Here is a 22521-nt window from a genome sequence, read left to right as displayed (position 1 = left end):
ATGCTGGCTAGTTTTTGACCAAAGGCAATTCATCTGAAAACTTTACACGACCGCCGTCGTCAGACGCGACGAGCAGCACAGGCGGTCCTGCTCGTCGAGAATATCAATCTGCCACACCTGGTGGCGGCTGCCAGCGTGCAGCGCGCGGCAGATACCGCGCACGCGCCCACTGCGCACCGAGCGAATGTGGTTGGCATTCACCTCAAGCCCGACCACCTTCTGTTCGCCTTCGGTGCAGAGATATCCCGCGACGGAGCCCAGGGTTTCCGCCAGCACGACGGAAGCCCCGCCGTGCAACAGGCCAAACGGCTGATGGGTGCGACTATCGACAGGCATCGTCGCCTCCAGATCGTCTTCCCCAATGCGGGTGAACTGGATATCCAGCAGCCCCACCATATTCCCCTCGCCCATGGCGTTTAGCGCCTGCAGCGTGACGGCACGTTTCCAGATCATCCAATTATCTCCAGTAAAGCCTGTAATGGGTGGCGTACGCCGTTACCCTCAACCCGTTTCACCTGGCTGCGGCAGGAGTAGCCCGTCGCCAGGCAGCGGTTTCTTGGCAATCGCTGCATCGCCTGATGCCACGACAGCTCATAGATGCCGAGCGAGTTGGCGTGGTTTTTCACCTCGTGGCCGTAGGTGCCCGCCATGCCGCAGCAGCCCACGCTAACGCTCTCCAGCTTCGCGCCGAAACGCGCAAAAATAGACGCCCATTGCGCCGGGGCGCCGGGCAGCGCCGTCACTTCCGTACAGTGTCCGAACAGATACCACGGTTCACCGCCAGCCTCCTGAATGGCCTTCTCTTCCAGGGCTGCCGGCAGCCACTCGTGCACTAGCATGACGTGGAAATCGCCGCGCTTATCACCCAGCGTCTGCTTGTATTCATCGCGATAGCAAAGCACCAGCGCCGGATCGACGCCGACCATCGGCATCCCAAGTTCGGCGATCCGGTTGAGAAAATCAGCGGTTTTTTGCGCCGTTTTCGCAAAGCGGTTCAGGAAGCCTTTAATATGCTGCGCCTTGCCGTTTGGCGAGAACGGCAGCGCTACAGGCTGATAGCCCAGTTTTTCAACCAGGCGGATGAAGTCAGCGACCACCTGCGCGTCGTAGTAGCTGGTGAACGGATCCTGGACCACCAGCACCACCTTCGCTTTTTGCTCAGGAGTAAGCGCTTCAAGCTGTTCCAGGGTCATGTTCGCCGAGCGGTGGCCGACGAGCTGGCGCTGCAGCGACGGCACCGACAGCAGCGGCAGATCGACCATGCCGATATGCTTTTCGGAAAGCTTGCGCACCAGCGGCTGATTGATAAAGAAGTTAAAGGTCTTCGGCGCGCGCGCCATCAGTGGCGCGTAGCTTTCCACCGTCGCCACCAGATGATCGCGCACCGGGCGCAGATAGCGGGTGTGGTAGAGCTGCAGGAAACGCGAGCGGAATTCCGGCACGTCGATTTTAATCGGGCACTGGGTAGAGCAGGCTTTACAGGCCAGACAGCCGGACATCGCCTCTTTCACCTCATGGGAGAAATCATACTCACCCTTATTGGCATGCCAGCTGTTGCGGGTGCGCTCAATCAGCGAGCGCAGGCTGGCCCGTTTTTCCGACAGCTCCTGCTCCAGCTTCAGGGGATCGACGCCGCGGTCCGCCAGCAGACGCAGCCACTCGCGCACCAGCGTCGCACGCCCTTTCGGCGAGTGAATGCGGTTGCTGGTGATTTTCATTGACGGGCACATCGGGCTTTTCACGTCAAAGTTAAAGCACAGGCCGTTGCCGTTACACTCCATCGCGCCGCGCCAGGACGAGCGCACCGCAATCGGGATCTGTCTGTCATACGTACCGCGCTTAACGGCATCCACCCGGAGCATCGGCGCGTCCACCCCTTCAGGCGGGCAGATTTTCCCCGGATTGAGGCGGTTATCCGGGTCGAACGCCGCTTTGACCATGCGCAGCTCCGCATAAAGCTGCTCCCCGAAGAACGCCGGGCTGTATTCCGCGCGGAATCCTTTCCCGTGCTCCCCCCACAGCAGACCGCCGTATTTGGCGGTCAAGGCCACGACGTCGTCGGAGATCTGCTTCATCAGGATCTCCTGCTGCGGGTCGCACATGTCCAGCGCCGGACGCACGTGCAGCACCCCGGCATCGACGTGGCCAAACATGCCGTAGCTCAGGCCGTGGCTGTCCAGCAGGGCGCGAAACTCGACGATATAATCCGCCAGATGCTCGGGCGGCACGCAGGTGTCTTCGGCAAACGGAATCGGCTTCGCCGCCCCTTTCGCATTGCCAAGCAGGCCCACGGCTTTTTTACGCATGGCGTAAATACGCTCGATACCGGCCAGATCGTGACAAAGCTGCCAGCCAATCACGCCGCCTTCGCCATGAGCAATCAGCTCATCCAGGCGCTGGCAGAGCGTCGTCACCTGGCTTTCAATCAGCTCCGCGTCATCACCGGCAAATTCCACAATGTTGAGGCCAAGCATCTCTTTGTCCGGCACGTCGGTAATCAGCTCGCGCACGGAGTGCCAGACGATATCTTCCCGCGCCAGATTCAGCACCTTAGAGTCGACGGTTTCCACCGACAGCGCCTGCGCTTCCACCATAAACGGCGCATTGCGCAGCGCGGAGTCGAAGGAGTCATATTTGACGTTCACCAGGCGACGCACCTTCGGCAGGCGGGTGATATCCAGCCGCGCCTCGGTAATAAACGCCAGCGTTCCTTCGGAGCCGGTCAGCACGCGGGTTAAATCAAACTGCGTCAGGTCGTCGTTAAACACGTGGCGCAGGTCGTAGCCCGTTAAGAAGCGGTTCAGTTTGGGGAATTTGTCGAGAATAAGCTGGCGGTTGTCGCGGCAGCGCTCCAGCACGGTGCGGTAGATGCGCCCGCTGGCGGTGTTATCTTTACCCAGCGTTTCCGCCAGTTCGACCGGCATCGGCTGGGTATCAAGGATATCGCCGCCTAACAATACTGCCCGCACGCCCAGCACGTGATCGGAGGTTTTACCGTAGACCAGCGACCCCTGCCCGGAGGCATCGGTGTTGATCATCCCCCCGATGGTTGCTCGGTTGCTGGTGGAGAGTTCAGGGGCAAAAAAGTAGCCGTAAGGCTTGAGGTACTGATTAAGCTGATCTTTGATAACGCCCGCCTCAACCCGCACCCATCCCTCTTCGGGGTTGATCTCAATGATGCGGTTCATATAGCGCGACATATCAATAATGATGCCCTGGTTCAGCGCCTGACCGTTGGTTCCGGTGCCACCGCCGCGCGGCGTGAAGACCAGAGAGGCAAACCGCTCCTGCGTTGCCAGCCGGGCGATAAGCGCCACGTCGGCCGTGGAACGAGGGAAAACGACCGCATCGGGAAGAAGCTGGTAGATACTGTTATCGGTTGCCATCGTCAGCCTTTCGGCATAGTTCGTGGCGGTATCACCTGTAAAACCCTGTTGCTCCAGTGCCTGCAAAAAATTAAGCACCAGCTGAACGACGCCAGGTGCCTGAGAAATCTGTGGGATCATTACTGTCGACCCTAATTAGAGTTGTGGGAATCGTTTGCGTGTATCTTAAAAGTTTTATCACATTTTTTTCTTATAATCTCTGCTGAATTACAGGCAGAATTCGCCTGTCAAAAACCGCTGCGATCGCTAATGATAAGAGAGACGCGGTTTTCCATTCCCGCCAGTGGTACTGGCGTTCTTTTAAGGAAAGTTTCATTTATGGTCAATCTTCGCCAGCCCAGGGATGTTGCGCAAATTCTGCTGTCGGTGCTGTTCCTGGCCCTCATGATTATTGCGTGTCTGTGGATTGTTCAACCCTTTATTCTCGGCTTCGCCTGGGCTGCGACCGTTGTCGTCGCCACGTGGCCTTTGCTGCTGCGCTTGCAGAAACTGCTGTTTGGCCGCCGCGGGCTGGCCGTGCTGGTGATGACGCTGCTGCTGTTCCTGCTGTTTATTATTCCAGTTGCGCTGCTGGTAAACAGCCTTGTCGACTCCAGCGGCCCGGTGATCCGCGCCGTGACAAGCGGCGACCTGACGCTGCCGGACCTCGGCTGGCTGAACAGCATTCCGGTCGTGGGCGCTAAACTTTACAGCGGCTGGCATAGCCTGCTGGAGATGGGCGGCAGCGCGCTGATGGCGAAAGTGCGTCCGTATATTGGCACCACCACCACCTGGTTTGTCGGTCAGGCCGCACATATCGGCCGCTTTATGATGCACTGTACCCTGATGCTGGTCTTCAGCGCCCTGCTTTACTGGCGCGGTGAGCAGGTGGCTTTAGGCGTTCGTCACTTTGCCACCCGCCTGGCGGGAAAACGCGGTGACGCCGCGGTGCTGCTGGCCGCGCAGGCCGTGCGCGCGGTCGCCCTGGGCGTCGTGGTGACGGCGCTGGTGCAGGCGGTGCTGGGCGGTATCGGCCTGGCGATTTCTGGCGTACCGTACGCCACCGTCTTTACCGTAGTCATGCTGATGACCTGCCTTGCACAACTGGGGCCGCTGCTGGTGCTGGTTCCGAGCATTATCTGGCTTTACTGGACGGGTGATACCACGTGGGGAACGGTGCTGCTGGTCTGGAGCTGCGTGGTTGGCACCATGGATAACGTCATTCGCCCCATCCTCATCCGCATGGGCGCAGACCTGCCGCTGATCCTGATCCTCTCCGGGGTTATCGGCGGGTTGATTGCTTTCGGGATGATCGGTCTGTTCATTGGCCCGGTGCTGCTCGCCGTTACCTGGCGTCTGTTCTCCGCCTGGGTTCATGAAGTGCCGCCGCCTGGAACCGACCCGGACGTGATTCTGAGCGAGCTGGAAGAGCTGGAAGAAAAGAATACCCATTAAGCCTTGTTGCCGGGTGGCGCTTACGCTTACCCGGCGTACATTATCCCGCACAATACTTTAACACTGCTAAAGTATTTATTCGTTGCACACTGGTCAGACCCGCCATTTCAGCATTAAGTCCGCTATTATTCTCAAGAAATCTTTACGTCTCTTTAACTATTGAGACGAATCCGATCGACGCTGAAAGATGACATGCCTACTATTAGCTCAAGGTTATAAATCAACACCTTGATTTATAAGCATGGAAATCCCCTGAGTGAAACAACGAATTGCTGTGTGTAGTCTTTGCCCATCTCCCACGATGGGCTTTTTTTTGTTTATTTTTCAATGCTCACCCGTGTACTGCTGAGTACATACCGTAAGACAGTTGTATGAATGTTGTATGTGCAAGAAATGCTAATACACGCTAACTAATTGATAGTTAGACTTGTATGAAAGGTTTCTGAAGGTTGTAGGATGTTCGTTTAGGTACAAATCCCAAAAGAGTTAGGACTACTTAAGTGCAAGATTAACCCCGTTAGAATATCTCCATGAACTAACAAAAGTTGACTTAATCAAAGTGGGCTAGTCCTTAGGTGTCCATGCCTTAGCCCGCTTCCTGGGGTGCTTTTTCTGTTTGCTAGCGTGCTATAAGAGTGAACAGTGAAAGCCCTAAGGAAAGTTTCTCTCTGAATTGCCACAGACTGCTGCCACGAGCATTAAACGCTTCATTGCTTGCACCACCATTTACGAATCACAACACCTAAGCCATAGAGAATAAAGCCCACAGCCAGACCGAATACCACACCACCAAAACCAGCAATACCACCACAGACAAGCAGCCACATCAGAGTAAGGCCAATTAATAAGAATTTCATTATTTAGCCACCTTCTTAGAACGCTTCACACTAATCATTTCACCGATGCAGAAGAACGGAACAAGCACTATCATAGCAAGACAGGAATAACTAACCCAATCAGGAATAGTCACTGACCTAGTCATTGAATAAAACCTGGCAATAAACTCCATAGCAGCATAAGCAGCACAGAACAGCGTAAATAATAATGAGGCGTCTTTAGGCAAGCGCTTATATTGCATATATACAGCACACCCACGCACAGCCACATATAACGCTGTATATGTAGCAACGCTTTCAACAAGAGCACCTACAAGCTCTGGGAACCCCATAAAGCGAGGAATAAAGGACAGGAACAGAGCACACAGAACAAGCAGAGAATATGTATATGTGCGACCTTGCTCAGCTCTATTAGTTTCGAGTCGCTTAGCTTCATCCTTCAAAGCAGACTTATAGCCAGAAACAGCAACCATCAACGGAATAACAATAGACACAGCAGACATTTTATTAATCCCCTAAAATTAAAACGTAAATCAAACCTGATTCCACAGCCACACATAGAGCAGCAATAGCGAAATTAAATAAACCAGAAAGGATAACCCTACGATTAATCCACGGCTTAACGGAAATATTTAAAGCACCATAAACGAAATAAAAAATAACAGTAGCGATTATAGACAGTGTAAAACCAACAGCTCATAATCCTCGGATAGTTCCACAGAACCACCAACCATATTGAGTTAACATATTTAGTACCTCTGCCACTTTCTGAATATGGGAAATGGATATTAGACCTAACACCTTTAATTTTATGAGGTATTTGTGCTAACTCTTAAGAACATTCCCATCCTCTCCAGCTAGAAGTTAAGCTGTGCTGCACCATAACGCTATGCACAATGTTCTTCAGCTTGCCTTGCATAACGCTATAGTCCATTTGAGAACCACCAAACACAACCCACATGGAGCCGTCTTTGCCCATCTCCCACGATGGGCTTTTTTTTATCCTGACTACGCGCGCTTAACCTCACAGGTACTGAGCATCCGCCACTCAGGAGGCAGCATCCGCGTTTCCCCCGTCACATTGACCGTTACCACCTCGCGGATATCCGCCGACGATGCGCCAATCTGCAGTTCAAACTCACCCGGCTCAACGATGCGTTTTCCGTCCCGGCGGGTAAAGTTGAACATCTCAACCGGCAGCGTGAAGGTGAGCGTGGCGGTTTCGCCCGGCGAGAGCGTGACGCGCTGGAAGGCCTTCAGCTCCTGAAGCGGCCGCACCTGGGTGGCGACCTTATCCCTGACGTAAATCTGCACCACCTCGCTGCCGCTGCGCTCTCCGGTATTGGTGATATCCACACTCAGCGTCACCTCGCCGTCGACCGGCACGCGGCTTTCAGCGACATGGGCAGCTCCCCAGCGAAACGTCGTCCAGCCGAGGCCGAAGCCAAACGGGTAACGTGAACCGAAATGGAACGCAAACGGCGTACCGCCGCTTTTGAGCTTGTGATTATAGTAATACGGCATGGCCCCGGCGCTTTTCGGCACGCTCACGACCAAACGGCCCTGCGGCTCTGCCCGTCCCGTTAACACGTCCGCAATCGCCCAGCCCCCTTCCTGCCCCGGCGCCCACGCCACCAGCAGCGCAGCGACCTTGTCCTCCAGCCCCTGAAGGTTGTACGGTCGCCCTCCGGTCATCACGACAATCACCGGCTTGCCCGTCGCCACCAGCGCCTCCAGCAGCTGTTGCTGGACGCCCGGCAGATTCAGGGAATCGGTGTCGGAACCTTCCCCCACGGTGCCGCTCTGGAACAGCCCGGCGAGATCGCCCACGCAGGCCACCACCACGTCACTCTCCTGCGCGGCGCTGACCGCCTCGGGGATAAGTGCGGTACTTTGCGACACCGGAGACTGCTGCATCGGTTTACCGCCGCTGTCGCCCGGGAAGACCGGCGCGCCCGCCATCCGTTTTTCGATAATGTGGCACCCTTTCGCGTAGCGCACGTTCGATGCACCCAGGTACTGCTCCAGCGCCGCGCGCGGGGTCGTCACCTGCGAGGTCTCTTCCACCATATCACTGATGATCAGATGCACCGGGAAGCTGTAGCCGCTGAGCAACGCCAGCGGATCGTCTGCCGTCGGCCCCACTACCGCCACGCGGGGTTTACCGTTCAGCGGCAGAATGCCGTTGTTTTCCAGCAGCGTGACCGATTTTGTCGCCACCTCCCGCGCCACCTGGCGGGTCATCTCATTTTGCAGATCGATGCCGTTTTCATCGGCATACGGGTTCTCAAACAGGCCGAGACGGAATTTTTCGGTCAGCGTACGCGCCACGATCTCATCGACTTTCGCCATAGAGATCAGCCCGCGCTCTACCGCTTCCGCCAGATGGCGTGCGCAGTCATCTTTCGGCAGCTCAACGTCCAGCCCGGCGTTAAACGCCAGCGCGGCGGACTCCGCTGCGTCGTGGGAAATCCCGTGGTGCTGGTGCAGCAGGCTGACGCCGCCGTAGTCCGCCACAATAATGCCGTCGAAGCCCCATTGTTCGCGCAGGACGGTGGTCAACAGGAAGCTGTCGCTGTGCCCCGGCTGGTTATCGATGTCGTGGTAGGCGGGCATGACCGAACCGGCGTTTGCCAGCTTCACCGCCATTTCAAACGGCAGCAGGAAGGTGTCGTTCAGCTCGCTAAAGCCAAGATGCACCGGGGCGTGGTTGCGCGCCCCTTCGCTGAACGAGTGGCCCACGTAATGTTTGAGCGTCGCCAGCAGATCGCGCTTGTCGCCCTGTAACCCTTTCACCCAGGCGGTTGCCATCACGCCCACCAGCCAGGGATCTTCCCCGAAGGTCTCTTCGGTTCGCCCCCAGCGGACGTCGCGGGAAACGTCCAGCACCGGGGCCAGCCCCTGCTGGCAACCGACGGAACGCGCCTCTTTACCGATCTGCTCTGCCGCGCGCTGCACCAGCTCCGGGTCCCAGGTCGAGCCGTAGTTGAGCGAGGACGGGAACAGCGTGGCGTCTTTGCACAGCAGCCCCACCAGGCACTCCTCGTGGAACAACGCCGGAATGCCAAGCCGCGTCTCTTCCATCATCATGCGCTGCAGGCGGTTAGCCGCGCGCACCCCGGTTTTCGCGTCAACGATGTGGGTGCCGAGCGGACGGGTGATCTGCCCGACGCCCAGTTTTAGCCGTTCGCTCAGCGCCGCCTGCTCGCTGACGCCGGCGAATTCGTCGCTCAAATCGCTGCGCTCCCGGTGGTTGCCGTTTTCATCAAGGATCAGCCAGTAGGCGTGCATCTGGGCGAACTTCTCTTCGGGGGTCATGCGCGCCAGTAAATCAGCGACGCGCTCGTGCACGGGACGTCCCGCGTCCTTATAGATAGCAGTCATATTTTACTCCTGTAGTGCGGAAGGGGTTGCCGGGCTGAGCTGCCCCGCGTCGGGTCTTACCTCACGCTTGCTGGCCAGCTCCCGGGCGATGGAATCCACCAGCCGGCTGTTGAGCTTGTAGATGGAAAGCAGCGCCACCATGCAGAGGAACAGCGCGCACGGAATAAGGGTGAACAGGGCGTTGATGGTGGAGAGCACGTGCGGCGCCTGGGCTGCCTGGCCCGGGGCGTAATCCACCATGCCGAGCACCCAGCCGACCACCGCCCCGCCCAGCGCAAGGCCAAACTTGATGGCGAACAGCGCGGTAGAGAAGACCAGCCCGTCCAGACGGCGGCCGCTACGATGCTCTTCGTAGTCGACCACATCAGAGAACATGGTCCACTGGAGCGGCGTGGTGAGGTTTTGAATAAAGCTAAAGACGATGTTAAGGCCAAAGATTAGCCACACCTGCGAAGGCGGCAGGAAGAAAATCAGCGCGCCGAAAATGACGAAGGACATTATCGTCCACTGATAGGCGCGTACGCGGTCAAATTTCCCCAGCAGGCGTTCAGATAATAACGCGCCGCTTAACGAGGCCACCATGCCAGAAACAATAAAGGCAAAAACCAGCTCCGGGCGCAACAGTACATAGTTGACGTAATACATGGTGGCAGAGCCGCGCGTCACCACCGCCGTTAACAGCAAAATATTAAACACAAACACAATGCGCCACTGGCTGTTACCGGCCAGCAGTTTTAAATCGGTGAGCATGGAGCCGGAGGTATCATTGCGCGGGGAATAACGCTCGCGGGTCATCAGGAAACAGCAAAAGAACAGCACAATTCCCAGCAGCCCCATCAGGCTCATGGCAAAGAAATAGCCTTTCTGCACGTTGCCCTGGCCCAACAATGAGACCAGCGGCAGAGCGATAACCGTTACGATCAACCCGCCAATAAATGACAGGCCAAAACGCCAGGACTGCAGGGAGTGACGCTCGCGCGGATCCAGCGTCAGCGCGCCCGGCATGGCGCAGTAAGGCACGTTAATGGCGGAGTAAATCAGACTTAAAATCGCGTAGGTCGCGCAGGCATAAACAATTTTTGCCGTCGGCCCGACGTCCGGTACGTAGAAGGTAATAAGGCAGCTTACGCCAAAGGGAATAGCAAACCACAGCAGCCAGGGCCGGAAACGGCCGTGACGCGTCTGCGTGCGGTCAACCAGCGCGCCAATACACGGGTCGACAAACGCATCAACCACGCGCACCACTAAAAACATGGTACCCATGATCGCGGCAGGCAAACCAAAAACGTCGGTATAGAAATAAGCAAGAAATAATGTGGCCGTTTGCCAGACCAGCGCGCTGGCCATATCACCTAAGCCATAACCTATTTTATCTTTGGTACGCAATACAGAGGAAAGTGTCATTGTTATTTGCCTTTTTATCAGGTTAAAACGTATTTCAACCAGTTGCGCATCATCTGAAGGGAAATGCGCAGTAAGGCTCAAGTATTAGCAACGCGTTGCGCACTAACAATTGTCTTAATTAACAGACAAATTATGATATTTGGTTTTTTAGATTATTTGTGATGGGGAGCAAATTAGAGGTGAAATAAAAAAGGCGAGGAATAAAATCCTCGCCTTTTTGCGATCGTGTTGCCGTTACTTGTTCAGTTCCGCCAGGCTCAGCCAGGTTTGCACTACCGTGTCCGGGTTCAAGGAGAGGCTGTCAATCCCCTCTTCCATCAGCCAGGCGGCAAAGTCTTCATGGTCGGATGGTCCCTGACCGCAAATCCCGACGTATTTACCCTGCTTCTTCGCCGCGCGGATGGACATGGAAAGCAGCGCTTTCACCGCCTCGTTACGCTCGTCGAACAGCTCGGAAACCACGCCGGAGTCGCGGTCCAGGCCCAGCGTCAGCTGAGTCATGTCGTTCGAGCCGATAGAGAAGCCGTCGAAGTGCTCCAGGAACTGCTCGGCCAGCAGGGCGTTGGACGGGATCTCACACATCATGATGATCTTCAGCCCGTTTTCGCCGCGCTTCAGGCCCTGACGCGCCAGCTCGTCCACCACCGCTTTCGCCTGATCCACGGTACGCACGAACGGGATCATGATTTCGACGTTGGTCAGCCCCATGTCGTTGCGCACGCGTTTCACCGCCTCGCACTCCAGCGCGAAGCAGTCGCGGAAGCTGTCGGACACGTAGCGTCCGGCCCCGCGGAAGCCCAGCATCGGGTTCTCTTCTTCCGGCTCGTAGCGTTCGCCGCCCACAAGGTTAGCGTATTCGTTAGACTTAAAGTCAGACAGACGCACGATCACGCGTTTCGGGTAGAACGCTGCACCCAGCGTGGCGATCCCTTCGGTCAGACGGCCGACGTAGAACTCTTTCGGCGAGTCGTAACCTTTCATCATCTCGCGGATTTCGTTCTGCAGCTTCGCGTCCTGGTCGTCAAACTCCAGCAGCGCGCGCGGGTGAACGCCGATCATGCGGTTAATGATGAATTCCAGACGCGCCAGGCCAACGCCTTCGTTCGGCAGACAGGCGAAGTCAAACGCGCGGTCCGGGTTACCCACGTTCATCATGATCTTCAGCGGCAGCTCCGGCATGGTATCCACGCTGGAGCTCTTCACGCTGAAGTCAAGGATATCGGCGTAGACGTAGCCGGTGTCGCCTTCGGCACAGGAGACGGTCACGTTCTGCCCGTCCTTCATGCGCTCGGTGGCGTCACCGCAGCCGACAACCGCCGGGATCCCCAGCTCGCGGGCAATGATCGCCGCGTGGCAGGTACGGCCGCCGCGGTTGGTGACGATGGCCGACGCTTTCTTCATGATCGGTTCCCAGTCCGGGTCGGTCATGTCGGTCACCAGCACGTCGCCTGGCTCAATACGGTTCATCTCGCTGATGTCGTGGATCACTTTGACCGGACCGGCACCGATGCGGTGACCGATGGCGCGGCCTTCCGCCACGATTTTACCCTGCGCGTGCAGCGTATAACGCTCCATCACCTGGCCGCGAGAGCGAACGGTTTCCGGGCGCGCCTGAACGATAAACAGCTTGCCGGTGTTCCCGTCTTTCGCCCATTCGATATCCATCGGACGGCCATAGTGTTTCTCAATCTGCACCGCCTGCTTCGCCAGCTCCTGCACTTCGGCGTCGGTCAGGGAGAAGCGGTCGCGCTGCTCCTGCGGCACATCTTCAATCTTAACCTGCTTGCCATGCTCCTGGGTTGGGGCATAAATCATGCGGATTTTTTTCGAGCCCATGGTGCGGCGCACCACCGCCGGACGGCCCGCGGCAAGCGTAGGCTTGTGTACGTAGAATTCGTCAGGGTTCACCGCGCCCTGCACGACCATCTCACCCAGGCCCCACGCGGAGGTGATGAACACCACCTGGTCGAAGCCGGATTCGGTATCAATGGAGAACATCACACCGGAGGAACCCACGTCCGAGCGCACCATGCGCTGCACGCCCGCGGAGAGCGCCACGCCGCGATGGTCATAGCCCTGATGCACGCGATAGGAGATGGCGCGGTCGTTGAACAGGGAAGCAAATACGTGCTTCACCGCCACCAGCACCTCATCGTAGCCCTGAACGTTCAGGAAGGTTTCCTGCTGCCCGGCAAACGACGCGTCCGGCATGTCTTCTGCGGTCGCGGAAGAACGTACGGCAAAGGAGGCCTGCGCGTCGTCAGCGGAGAGCTGGTTGTACGCGTCATGGATAGCTTTTTCCAGTTCCGGCTGGAAAGGTGTGTCGATGATCCACTGGCGGATCTGCGCCCCGGCTTTGGCAAGCTCGGTGACGTCATCAATATCCGTTTTATCCAGCAGGTCGTAAATGCGCTGGTTTACACCGCTCTGGTCTAAAAACAGGTTAAACGCGTCGGCGGTCGTGGCAAACCCGTTTGGTACGGAGACACCCATACCGGACAGATTTGTAATCATTTCACCCAGGGAGGCATTTTTGCCCCCAACTCTGTCTACATCATTCATGCCGAGTTGGTTATACCAAAGCACCAGCGGTGACGAGCCATTATTGGACATCGAAACAATCCTTTTGTGATATTTGATCGGAGTAAGTAACACCTGACTACGTATTTATACTGGCATAATTATTTGCGCTAAAAAAACGGTGAATCGTGTAAGCAATTTAAATTTTCAACTTTTCGGATAGTTTCCCACCAGCCAATAAGCTGATGATTCCTCTATATTCAGCCAGAAACCACAAAAATAAAGTCGCTATTTGAAAAATGAAATCCGCTTTTCAGGAAAATCAAAAACATCATTTCATTTTAAATTCAGATAACTTCTTTGCTGTGCAATTAACTTTTTTAATTTATGCTTTCAGACAATTAGGTATGATATTCAGGGTGGGTAAAATGGATAATGCTGTCGATCGTCACGTTTTTTATATTTCTGATGGTACGGCGATCACCGCCGAGGTGCTGGGCCACGCGGTGATGTCGCAATTCCCCGTTTCGATTAACAGCATCACGCTGCCGTTTGTGGAAAATGAGAGCCGTGCCAAAGCGGTGAAAGACCAGATTGACGCCATCTTCCAGCAGACCGGCGTGCGCCCGCTGGTGTTCTACTCCATCGTTATTCCTGAGATTCGCCACATCATTTTGCAAAGTGAAGGCTTTTGCCAGGATATCGTGCAGGCGCTGGTGGCCCCGCTCCAGAGCGAGCTTAAGCTTGACCCGACGCCTATCGCGCACCGCACCCACGGGCTGAACCCCGGCAACCTGACCAAATATGACGCGCGTATTGCCGCCATCGACTACACCCTGGCGCACGACGACGGGATCTCGCTGCGCAACCTCGACCAGGCGCAGGTGATTTTGCTCGGCGTGTCGCGCTGCGGCAAAACGCCGACCAGCCTCTATCTGGCGATGCAGTTCGGCATCCGCGCCGCAAACTACCCCTTTATTGCCGACGATATGGATAACCTGGTGCTGCCCGCTGCGCTCAAGCCGTTGCAGCACAAGCTGTTCGGCCTGACGATTAACCCGGAACGTCTCGCGGCGATCCGCGAAGAGCGCCGCGAGAACAGCCGCTACGCCTCGATGCGCCAGTGCCGCATGGAGGTTTCCGAAGTGGAAGCGCTGTACCGCAAAAACCAGATCCCGTGGCTGAACAGCACGAACTATTCGGTAGAAGAGATCGCCACCAAAATTCTCGACATCATGGGGCTTAACCGCCGCATGTACTAATAAGCTAGTACATTAGCTCAGATTCATGTATCATCCTTTTCAACAGCGGGGCGGTGTCGCCCCGAACTTGAAATCAGCAGGGATTGGTTTAATGTGATGCCCATCACTTCCCGGTAGTCTGCCGATGAAGCAAAAATTTTCTGAGATAAGTCATGAATAAAACCGATGAACTCCGCACGGCGCGCATAGACAGCCTGGTCACCCCGGCTGAACTGGCCGAGCGGCACCCCGTTTCCGCCGCGGTCGCGGAACATGTGACGGCCTCCCGCCGCCGCATTGAAAAAATCCTCAATGGTGAAGACAAGCGTCTTCTGGTGGTGATTGGGCCCTGCTCCATCCACGATCTGGATGCCGCGATGGATTATGCAAAACGGCTTCAGGGGCTGCGGGAAAAATACCAGCATCGCCTTGAGATTGTGATGCGCACCTACTTTGAAAAACCGCGTACCGTGGTGGGCTGGAAGGGGCTGATTTCCGACCCTGACCTTAACGGCAGCTATCGCGTGAACCACGGCATCGAGCTGGCGCGCAAGCTGCTGTTGCAGGTCAACGAGCTGGGCGTGCCGACGGCCACCGAGTTTCTCGACATGGTGACCGGGCAGTTTATCGCCGATCTGATCAGCTGGGGCGCGATTGGCGCGCGCACTACCGAAAGCCAAATCCACCGCGAGATGGCCTCAGCCCTCTCCTGTCCGGTCGGCTTCAAAAACGGGACCGACGGCAACACCCGGATTGCGGTCGATGCGATCCGCGCCTCGCGTGCCAGCCATATGTTCCTGTCACCGGACAAGAGCGGCCATATGACCATCTACCAGACCAGCGGTAACCCGTATGGGCATATCATTATGCGCGGCGGGAAGAAGCCTAATTACCATGCACAAGACATCGCTGCCGCCTGTGAAACGCTGGCCGAATTCGACCTGCCGGAACATCTGGTGGTGGATTTCAGCCACGGCAACTGCCAGAAGCAGCATCGCCGCCAGCTTGACGTCTGCGATGAGGTCTGTCAGCAAATCCGCAGCGGCTCGACCGCCGTTGCCGGGATCATGGCCGAAAGCTTCATCAAAGAAGGCACGCAGAAAATCGTTGCCGGCCAGCAGATGGTATACGGTCAGTCGATCACCGACCCGTGCCTGAGCTGGGAAGACAGCGAGCTGCTGCTGGAGAAGCTGGCAGCGGCGGTTGATTCTCGCTTCTGATGCTATTGTCGGGTGGCGCTGCGCTTACCCGACCTACGATCCGTGCCGTTGTAGGCCCGGTAAGGCGAAGCCGCTACCGGGCGTTTCATTGCACAAATTTGATCCCGTCACACAATTTTCACAAAAACGCTTGCCGTGAATTTGCAGTTTATTGATAATGATTATCATTGTTACATTGATTGTTATTTATAAACATGATGTCACCTACGGATAACAGCGCGGCAACGCCAGCGAACAAGCACACAGCACCGTCCCCTGCCCCTACCGATCGTCGCATCGACAGCAAAACGCTGCTGGGTGATGAGGGGCGGGTGATTATCGAGCATGACGGCCAGCAGTATCTGCTGCGCCAGACGAATGCCGGAAAACTGATCCTCACAAAATAAACCAATACTTTCGCCAGCCACCCAGGTGATCCCCAGGCAGCCAGCGCTTTCGATACTTTATGGAGAGTTGCTATGCTACACCTGCATACCGCACGTTTACGCCCGTCCCTTCTGGCGCTGGCGATTGTCAGCACCCTGCCGGGCGCCGCATTTGCTGCCGCAGATGAAATAACCGTCACCGCCACAGGCAACGCCCGTAGCGCCTTCGAAGCCCCGATGATGGTGAGTGTGGTTGACGCCACCGCCCCGGAAAAACAGACCGCCAGCTCTGCCGCCGACCTGCTGCGCAACGTGCCCGGTCTGACGCTGGACGGCACCGGCCGCACCAACGGTCAGGACGTTAACCTGCGCGGCTATGACCGCCGCGGCGTTCTGGTGCTGGTCGACGGCGTGCGTCAGGGTACCGACACCGGGCACCTCAACAGCACGTTCCTCGATCCGGCGCTGATTAAACGTATTGAAGTGGTGCGCGGTCCGTCTGCGCTGCTCTACGGCAGCGGCGCGCTGGGTGGCGTCATCTCCTATGACACCGTCGACGCCAAAGATCTGCTGGAACCGGGCAAAAACAGCGGTTATCGCGTGTTTGGTACCGGCGCAACGGGGGACCACAGCCTCGGCCTGGGGGCCAGCGCCTATGGCCGTACCGATACCCTGGACGGCCTGGTATCGTGGTCCAGCCGCGACCGTGGCGATATCCGCCAGAGCGACGGTGCGACGGCGCTGAACGACGAATCCATCAATAACATGCTGGCGAAAGGCAGCTGGAAAATCGACCAGGCCCAGACCCTGAGCGGCGCCCTGCGCTATTACAACAACGCCGCGCAGGAGCCGAAAAACCCGCAAACCTCTGATGCCAATAGCAGCAACCCGATGACCGACCGCTCCACCATCCAGCGCGATGCGCAGGTTGGCTACCACATTGCGCCGGAAGGATACGACTGGCTGAACGCCGATGCGAAGGTTTACTGGTCCGAAGCGCGCATTAATGCCCAGAACATCGACAGCACCGGCGAGTTCCGCAAGCAGACCACCAAAGGCGGCAAGGTGGAAAACCGTACCCGCCTGTTCAGCGACTCTTTTGCCTCTCACCTTCTGACCTACGGCGGAGAATATTATCGTCAGGAGCAGCGTCCGGGCGGGGCCACGACCGGCTTCCCGGAGGCGAAAATCGACTTCAGCTCCGGCTGGCTGCAGGATGAAATCACCCTTCGCGATCTGCCGATCACCTTGCTGGGCGGCACGCGGTATGACAACTACCGCGGCAGCAGCAATGGCTACGACGATGTCGATGCCGATAAATGGTCCTCCCGCGCCGGGTTGACCGTCAGCCCGACCGACTGGCTGATGCTGTTTGGCTCTTACGCGCAGGCGTTCCGCGCGCCGACCATGGGCGAAATGTATAACGACGCCAAACATTTCTCCATTGGCCGCTTCTACACCAACTACTGGGTGCCGAACCCGAACCTGCGCCCGGAAACCAACGAAACGCAGGAGTTTGGTTTTGGCCTGCGCTTTGACGATCTGATGCTCGCCAACGACGCGCTGGAGTTTAAGGCCAGCTATTTCGATACCAAAGCCAAAGACTACATCTCCACCACCGTCGATTTTGCCGCCGCGACCACCATGTCGTACAACGTTCCGAACGCCAAAATCTGGGGCTGGGACATGATGGCAAAATACTCGGCCGATCTGTTTAGCCTCGACGTGGCCTATAACCGCACCCGCGGGAAAGATACCGATACCGGGGAGTACATCTCCAGCATCAACCCGGACACCGTCACCAGCAAGCTGGACGTTCCGGTAGCGCAAAGCGGTTTCTCCGTGGGCTGGATCGGCACCTTTGCCGATCGCTCAACCCACGTCAGCAGCAGCTACAGCAAGCAGCCGGGCTATGCGGTTAACGATTTCTACGTCAGCTATAAGGGCCAGGAGCAGCTCAAGGGCGTCACCACCACGCTGGTGCTCGGCAACGCCTTCGATAAGGAGTACTGGTCTCCGCAGGGTATTCCGCAGGACGGTCGTAACGGCAAGATTTTCGTAAGCTATCAGTGGTAATTCCCTTCGGGGCCACTCTTCAGAAGGATAAGACAATGCATCACTACGCACGCTGGCTTGAGCTAAAAGAAGAAAATCCGGGTAAGTATGCGCGAGACATCGCAGGGTTAATGAACATCAGCGAAGCGGAGCTGACCTTTTCCCGCGTGGGCCATGACGCCTGGCGACTGCGCGGCGAAATCCGCGATATTCTGGGCGCGCTGGAAGCCGTGGGCGAAACCAAGTGCATCTGCCGCAACGAGTATGCCGTTCACGAGCAGGTGGGCAGCTTCACCAACCAGCACCTGAACGGCCACGCCGGGCTGGTGCTGAACCCGCGCGCGCTGGATCTGCGCCTGTTCCTCAACCAGTGGGCGAGCGCGTTTCACCTCAGCGAAACCACCGCCCGCGGCGAGCAACAGAGCATTCAGTTCTTCGATCGTCAGGGCGATGCGGTGCTGAAGGTCTACACCACGGACAACACCGACCTCGCCGCCTGGGGCGACGTGCTGACCCGCTTTATCTTTGCCGATAATCCGCCGTTTGAGCTGAGCGCTGGGGATGTCCCGGCTCACGCCGAAAACGCGGATGCCGCTCTCGTGGACAAGGAGTGGCGCGCCATGACCGACGTGCATCAGTTCTTCAGTCTGCTCAAACGCCACAATCTCAGCCGTCAGCAGGCGTTTCGCCTGGTGGGCGACGACCTGGCCTGTAAGGTGGAGAACAGCGCGCTGGCACAGCTGCTGGAAGCGGCACGCCGGGACGGCAACGAAATCATGGTCTTCGTCGGCAACCGCGGCTGCGTGCAGATCTTCACCGGCGCGGTGGAAAAAGTCGTGCCGATGAAAGGCTGGCTGAACGTCTTTAACCCTGCCTTTACTCTGCATCTGCTGGAGGAGACGATCGCAGAGAGCTGGGTGACGCGCAAACCCACGGCTGACGGCCACGTCACCAGCCTGGAGCTGTTTGCCGCCGACGGCACGCAAATCGCCCAGCTTTACGGCCAGCGTACCGAAGGTGAGCCGGAGCAGAGCCAGTGGCGCAGCCAGATTGACGCCCTGACGCCAAAAGGGCTGGCCGCATGAAAACGTGGTTAGCCCTGCTGAGCGCCCTGCCTCTGGTGGCGTTTGCCGCCGCGCAGGAGAAAATTGTCGCCCTTGGCGGCGACGTGACGGAGATTGTCTACGCCCTTGGCGCGCAGTCTTCGCTGGTCGCGCGCGACAGCACCAGCCAGTGGCCGCAGGCGGCAAACGATCTGCCTGACGTGGGATATTTACGCCAGCTTAACGCCGAAGGCATTTTGTCCATGCGCCCCACGCTGGTGCTGGCCAGCGACCAGGCGCAGCCGTCTCTGGCGTTGAAGCAGGTCGAACAAAGTCACGTCAGGGTAGTAACCGTTCCCGGCCGCAACGACCTGAGCGTCATTGACGAAAAGGTTCGGGTGATTGCCAACGCTACGCACCATGAAGCCGAGGGCGAAGCCCTGCGCCACACGCTGCGTCAGGCGCTGGCGGCCCTGCCCTCCGCGCCCCTCAACAAGCGGGTGCTGTTTATCCTCAACCACGGGGGAATGACCGCAATGGCCGCCGGGCAGCAGACCGGCGCAGACGCTGCCATCCGTGCCGCCGGGCTGCAGAACGCGATGCAGGGATTCACCCGCTATCAGCCGCTGTCTCAGGAAGGGGTCATTGCCAGCCAGCCCGATCTGGTGGTGATTTCGCAGGACGGCGTGAACGCGCTGGGCGGCGAAGAAAACCTGTGGAAGCTGCCCGGTCTGGCGCAAACCCCGGCGGGACGGAACAGGCAGGTGCTGGCGATTGATGATATGGCGCTGCTGGGCTTCAGCGTGCGAACGCCGGATGCCATCCAGCAGCTGCGCGCCAAAGCGGAGCAACTGCCCTGATGTCCCGGCGGATCGCCTTGTCGTTGTGGATGCTGGCCGCGATCCTGAGCATCATGACGCTCACCGCGACCGGGTTTGGGGCACTGCACCTGCCGGTCAGCCTGCTGTGGAGCGGCAGCGATGAGGCCATGCGTCAGATCTGGCTTACCATTCGCCTGCCACGCGTACTGCTGGCGCTGGTGATTGGCGGAGCGCTGGCGCTGGCCGGCTGTGTGATGCAGGGGCTGTTCCGCAACCCGCTGGCGGACCCGGGTCTGCTGGGGATCAGCAGCGGCGCGGCGCTGGCGGTGGCGCTGTGGGTGGTCATTCCCGCCGCGTTACCTGCCCTGCTGATGCTGTATGCCCCGATGCTCGCGGCGTTCCTCGGCGCGCTGGCCGCAACCGTCATTATCTTCCTGCTCAGCCAGCAGCGTCACGGCTCCCTGTCCCGCCTGCTGCTGGTGGGGATCGCCATCAACGCCCTGTGCGGCGCGGCCGTCGGGGTGCTCTCATGGCTCAGCAACGATGCCCAACTTCGCCAGCTTTCCCTCTGGGGAATGGGCAGCCTCGGGCAGGCGCAGTGGTCCACCCTGCTGGCGGTAACGTCGCTGATGGTGCCCGCAGTGCTGATTATCTGGCGACTGGCCGCCCCGCTCAACCTGCTGCAGCTGGGCGATGAAGAGGCGCACTATCTCGGGGTGGATGTCGCGATGGTACAGCGGATCCTGCTGCTGTGCAGCGCCCTGCTGGTTGCCGCGGCGGTAGCCGTCAGCGGCGTGATCGGCTTTATTGGCCTTGTGGTGCCGCATCTGATGCGCATGTGGCTGGGGGCCGACCACCGGGCCGTCGTACCCGGCTCGGTGCTGGCCGGTGCGCTGCTACTGCTGGTTGCCGACACGCTGGCGCGCACCCTGGTCTCTCCGGCGGAGATGCCCGTCGGGTTATTGACCAGCCTTCTCGGCGCGCCGTGGTTCCTGTGGCTTATCTTTCGTCGCGGAGGTACGCATGGCTGAACGCTATTGTGCAGAGAAGATTTTCTTTCACGCCGGGCAGAGGACGCTGATCGACGATGTGTCGCTTACCCTCTCTCAGGGTGAGCTGGTCGCCCTGATTGGCCCCAACGGTGCCGGGAAATCGACGTTATTGCGGCTGCTTACCGGCTATCTCAAGCCCGCAAGCGGACGCTGCACTCTGGCCGGAACGCCGCTTGCGGACTGGCCGCCGGATACCCTCGCGCGCTACCGGGCTGTGATGCGCCAGAATACTCAGCCCGGATTCGACTGGCCGGTGGACGCGGTGGTCGGTATGGGACGCGCGCCCTGGACTCGCTCCCCTGAAGCGTCGGTAGTTGAGGAAGTGATGGCGATAACGGGCTGTCTTCCGCTGGCGGGCAGACGTTATTCGACGCTCTCCGGCGGCGAGCAGCAGCGGATCCAGCTCGCCCGCGCGCTGGCCCAGCTCTGGTGCGACGGAGCCCCGCGCGGCTGGCTGTTTCTTGATGAGCCCACCTCCGCGCTGGATCTCTACCACCAGCAGCATCTGCTGCGCCTGATGAGATCCTTGACCCGTCGGGGTCATCTCCACGTGTGCGTGGTGCTGCACGACCTTAATCTGGCGGCGCTGTGGGCGGACCGCATCCTGCTGCTGCATGGCGGCACAATCGTGTCCCAGGGAGCTCCGGAAACCGTTTTGCAGGCCGACGCGCTGGCGCGCTGGTACGGCGCGCAGGTTATCGTCGGCAGGCATCCGGCTCACGCCGCGCCGCAGGTGTTTCTTGCCCCCTGATTGGGCTGGTAGAAATCTTTCAGGGTTTCCAGCAGGGCATGCGCCGCCTTAGAGAGCTGCGTGTGCCCTGGATGGATCGCTCCGATACACTTTTCAATGGGCGGGCTGTCCAGCGGAATACAGACCGCGCCCAGCGACGCCATCTGCGTCTCGCAGAGCGCCGGTACGGCACTGCCGCCCAGCCCGCTGGCGACCATGCGACCTACCGTCACCAGCTGATGACTCTCCAGCGCCACGTCCAGCTTTCTGCCGCTTCGGGCCAGCTCCTCCTCCATCATCAGACGTACCGCCGACGGGCGCTGCAGGGTAATAAAATCCAGCGTCAGTAGCTCTTCCCAGGCCAGCCGCTTTTTGTCCGCCAGCGCGGAGTCCTTCGGCACAATGGCGACAAACCTGTCGAGCCCCAGCGGCGTAAACAGCAGGTTGTGCGTGGGGGCCGGCTCAAAGGCGATCCCCATCTCAACCCGCCCTTCCCGCACCATCTCAATCACCTGCTCGTTAATGACGTCATGCACGGTGACGTTGATCCCGGCGTGGCGATCGCGAAACGCCTTGAGCACCTCCGGTAAAACGTTGGCGGCAAATGACGGCATCGCCGCGACCGAGATTTTGCCGCGCTGCAGGGTAAAGCACTGGTGCATCGCCTCCTCCACATTATCCCAGTCGGCAAGCAGCTGCCGCGCCATCGGCAGAAACGTCTCCCCTTCCTGCGTGAGGGCAACCTTGCGCGTGCTCCGCTGCAGCAGCGGGCCGCCGAGCGCGTCTTCCAGACTTTTAATCGTCAGGCTCAGGGCCGGCTGGGAGAGATTTAAGCGTTCGCTGGCGTGCGCGAAATTGAGAGTGTGAGCTACCGCTAAAAACGCGCGTAACTGTTTGACACTCATTCTCATTTTTCATCCTGTTAACTAATTGAAAAGAATTAGTTAACAAGAAATTAATAAGAAAACCAAATGAGTGGGTCACAAATTCAAAATTAACAAATGAGTCGCCGCCCCTAATGATACCGGCA

Annotated in this window: 17 protein-coding genes and 1 other RNA gene; 10 read left to right on the top strand and 8 right to left on the bottom strand. The window is 58.2% G+C overall.

All coding sequences use genetic code 11. The annotated features are described in order from the left end of the window. Positions 1–42: 42 nt before the first annotated feature. Together menI and ACMWL8_RS06970 are read right to left on the bottom strand one after the other, a co-directional pair. Complete coding sequence (gene menI / locus ACMWL8_RS06975; RefSeq protein WP_028012841.1) at positions 43–453, bottom strand: 1,4-dihydroxy-2-naphthoyl-CoA hydrolase; 411 nt, start codon at positions 451–453, stop codon at positions 43–45. Continuing rightward, positions 450–3506 (bottom strand): FAD-binding and (Fe-S)-binding domain-containing protein, encoded by a 3057-nt coding sequence (locus ACMWL8_RS06970; RefSeq protein ID WP_045261566.1) that lies wholly within the window; start codon positions 3504–3506, stop codon positions 450–452. Before ACMWL8_RS06970 ends, menI begins: the two co-directional genes overlap by 4 nt. A 198-nt stretch (positions 3507–3704) precedes the next feature. Between ACMWL8_RS06970 and ydiK the strand changes: the two genes are divergently transcribed. Next, complete coding sequence (ydiK, locus tag ACMWL8_RS06965) at positions 3705–4820, top strand: AI-2E family transporter YdiK (protein WP_028012839.1); 1116 nt, start codon at positions 3705–3707, stop codon at positions 4818–4820. A 209-nt stretch (positions 4821–5029) separates the two neighbouring features. Then, an RNA gene (gene rprA, locus ACMWL8_RS06960) (antisense sRNA RprA) lies at positions 5030–5137 on the top strand. Positions 5138–5527: 390 nt separating this feature from the next. Here the strand turns inward: rprA and ACMWL8_RS06955 are convergent. From ACMWL8_RS06955 to ppsA, 5 genes are all read right to left on the bottom strand, one after another. Continuing rightward, positions 5528–5677 carry a hypothetical protein gene (locus ACMWL8_RS06955; protein WP_157843455.1) on the bottom strand — a complete coding sequence of 50 codons (150 nt, stop codon included), beginning with the start codon at positions 5675–5677 and terminating at the stop codon, positions 5528–5530. Beyond that, entirely contained in the window at positions 5677–6159 is a 483-nt protein-coding gene (locus ACMWL8_RS06950) for a hypothetical protein (protein WP_045261567.1), read from the bottom strand. The genes ACMWL8_RS06955 and ACMWL8_RS06950 overlap by 1 nt, the downstream gene beginning before the upstream one ends. A 505-nt stretch (positions 6160–6664) precedes the next feature. Then, the gene (locus tag ACMWL8_RS06945; RefSeq protein ID WP_045261568.1) at positions 6665–9040 is read right to left on the bottom strand and encodes a glycoside hydrolase family 3 N-terminal domain-containing protein; all 2376 of its coding nucleotides are present in this window, start codon (positions 9038–9040) and stop codon (positions 6665–6667) included. A gap of 3 nt (positions 9041–9043) precedes the next feature. Next, positions 9044–10444, bottom strand: a complete 1401-nt coding sequence (locus ACMWL8_RS06940) for an MFS transporter (RefSeq protein WP_045261569.1) — start codon at positions 10442–10444, stop codon at positions 9044–9046. Positions 10445–10678: 234 nt separating this feature from the next. Further along, positions 10679–13057, bottom strand: coding sequence for a phosphoenolpyruvate synthase (gene ppsA, locus ACMWL8_RS06935; RefSeq protein WP_414751574.1), 2379 nt, complete (start codon positions 13055–13057; stop codon positions 10679–10681). 335 nt (positions 13058–13392) lie between these two features. Between ppsA and ACMWL8_RS06930 the strand changes: the two genes are divergently transcribed. From ACMWL8_RS06930 to ACMWL8_RS06895, 8 genes are all read left to right on the top strand, one after another. After that, positions 13393–14226: a pyruvate, water dikinase regulatory protein gene (locus ACMWL8_RS06930; RefSeq protein ID WP_028012835.1), complete on the top strand. Its 834-nt coding sequence runs from the start codon at positions 13393–13395 to the stop codon at positions 14224–14226. Between the two features lie 152 nt (positions 14227–14378). Continuing rightward, entirely contained in the window at positions 14379–15425 is a 1047-nt protein-coding gene (gene aroH, locus ACMWL8_RS06925) for a 3-deoxy-7-phosphoheptulonate synthase AroH (protein ID WP_045261571.1), read from the top strand. 197 nt (positions 15426–15622) lie between these two features. After that, on the top strand, positions 15623–15811 hold the full coding sequence (gene hemP / locus ACMWL8_RS06920; protein WP_045261817.1) for a hemin uptake protein HemP: 189 nt from the start codon (positions 15623–15625) through the stop codon (positions 15809–15811). A gap of 72 nt (positions 15812–15883) precedes the next feature. Further along, a complete protein-coding gene (locus tag ACMWL8_RS06915; RefSeq protein WP_045261572.1) occupies positions 15884–17866 on the top strand; it encodes a TonB-dependent hemoglobin/transferrin/lactoferrin family receptor in 1983 nt (660 codons plus the stop codon). 35 nt (positions 17867–17901) lie between these two features. Next, a complete protein-coding gene (locus tag ACMWL8_RS06910; RefSeq protein ID WP_045261573.1) occupies positions 17902–18930 on the top strand; it encodes a hemin-degrading factor in 1029 nt (342 codons plus the stop codon). Continuing rightward, positions 18927–19748: a heme/hemin ABC transporter substrate-binding protein gene (locus ACMWL8_RS06905; protein ID WP_041910423.1), complete on the top strand. Its 822-nt coding sequence runs from the start codon at positions 18927–18929 to the stop codon at positions 19746–19748. The genes ACMWL8_RS06910 and ACMWL8_RS06905 overlap by 4 nt, the downstream gene beginning before the upstream one ends. Beyond that, entirely contained in the window at positions 19748–20740 is a 993-nt protein-coding gene (locus ACMWL8_RS06900) for a FecCD family ABC transporter permease (protein WP_045261574.1), read from the top strand. Before ACMWL8_RS06905 ends, ACMWL8_RS06900 begins: the two co-directional genes overlap by 1 nt. Then, positions 20733–21512, top strand: coding sequence for a heme ABC transporter ATP-binding protein (locus tag ACMWL8_RS06895; RefSeq protein ID WP_045261575.1), 780 nt, complete (start codon positions 20733–20735; stop codon positions 21510–21512). Before ACMWL8_RS06900 ends, ACMWL8_RS06895 begins: the two co-directional genes overlap by 8 nt. On the opposite strand, the gene ACMWL8_RS06890 is transcribed toward ACMWL8_RS06895, so the two are convergent. Next, on the bottom strand, positions 21479–22402 hold the full coding sequence (locus ACMWL8_RS06890; RefSeq protein ID WP_045261576.1) for a LysR family transcriptional regulator: 924 nt from the start codon (positions 22400–22402) through the stop codon (positions 21479–21481). The genes ACMWL8_RS06895 and ACMWL8_RS06890 overlap by 34 nt on opposite strands. Positions 22403–22521: the final 119 nt, after the last annotated feature.

It is taken from the genome of Enterobacter sp. 04-C-12-SI-ECC, assembly GCF_047530715.1.
Taxonomy (GTDB): domain Bacteria; phylum Pseudomonadota; class Gammaproteobacteria; order Enterobacterales; family Enterobacteriaceae; genus Enterobacter; species Enterobacter bugandensis.
This window is presented reverse-complemented; position numbering and strand designations above follow the sequence as displayed.

Bases quoted from the DNA above. Each gene is read 5' to 3' on its own strand.
- ydiK (WP_028012839.1), top strand. From the start codon at position 3,705: ATGGTCAATCTTCGCCAGCCCAGGGATGTTGCGCAAATTCTGCTGTCG.
- ACMWL8_RS06915 (WP_045261572.1), top strand. From the start codon at position 15,884: ATGCTACACCTGCATACCGCACGTTTACGCCCGTCCCTTCTGGCGCTG.
- ACMWL8_RS06890 (WP_045261576.1), bottom strand. From the start codon at position 22,402: ATGAGAATGAGTGTCAAACAGTTACGCGCGTTTTTAGCGGTAGCTCAC.
- hemP (WP_045261817.1), top strand. From the start codon at position 15,623: ATGTCACCTACGGATAACAGCGCGGCAACGCCAGCGAACAAGCACACA.
- menI (WP_028012841.1), bottom strand. From the start codon at position 453: ATGATCTGGAAACGTGCCGTCACGCTGCAGGCGCTAAACGCCATGGGC.
- ACMWL8_RS06950 (WP_045261567.1), bottom strand. From the start codon at position 6,159: ATGTCTGCTGTGTCTATTGTTATTCCGTTGATGGTTGCTGTTTCTGGC.
- ACMWL8_RS06910 (WP_045261573.1), top strand. From the start codon at position 17,902: ATGCATCACTACGCACGCTGGCTTGAGCTAAAAGAAGAAAATCCGGGT.
- ACMWL8_RS06945 (WP_045261568.1), bottom strand. From the start codon at position 9,040: ATGACTGCTATCTATAAGGACGCGGGACGTCCCGTGCACGAGCGCGTC.
- ACMWL8_RS06940 (WP_045261569.1), bottom strand. From the start codon at position 10,444: ATGACACTTTCCTCTGTATTGCGTACCAAAGATAAAATAGGTTATGGC.
- ACMWL8_RS06895 (WP_045261575.1), top strand. From the start codon at position 20,733: ATGGCTGAACGCTATTGTGCAGAGAAGATTTTCTTTCACGCCGGGCAG.
- ACMWL8_RS06930 (WP_028012835.1), top strand. From the start codon at position 13,393: ATGGATAATGCTGTCGATCGTCACGTTTTTTATATTTCTGATGGTACG.
- ACMWL8_RS06955 (WP_157843455.1), bottom strand. From the start codon at position 5,677: ATGAAATTCTTATTAATTGGCCTTACTCTGATGTGGCTGCTTGTCTGT.
- ppsA (WP_414751574.1), bottom strand. From the start codon at position 13,057: ATGTCCAATAATGGCTCGTCACCGCTGGTGCTTTGGTATAACCAACTC.
- ACMWL8_RS06970 (WP_045261566.1), bottom strand. From the start codon at position 3,506: ATGATCCCACAGATTTCTCAGGCACCTGGCGTCGTTCAGCTGGTGCTT.
- ACMWL8_RS06905 (WP_041910423.1), top strand. From the start codon at position 18,927: ATGAAAACGTGGTTAGCCCTGCTGAGCGCCCTGCCTCTGGTGGCGTTT.
- ACMWL8_RS06900 (WP_045261574.1), top strand. From the start codon at position 19,748: ATGTCCCGGCGGATCGCCTTGTCGTTGTGGATGCTGGCCGCGATCCTG.
- aroH (WP_045261571.1), top strand. From the start codon at position 14,379: ATGAATAAAACCGATGAACTCCGCACGGCGCGCATAGACAGCCTGGTC.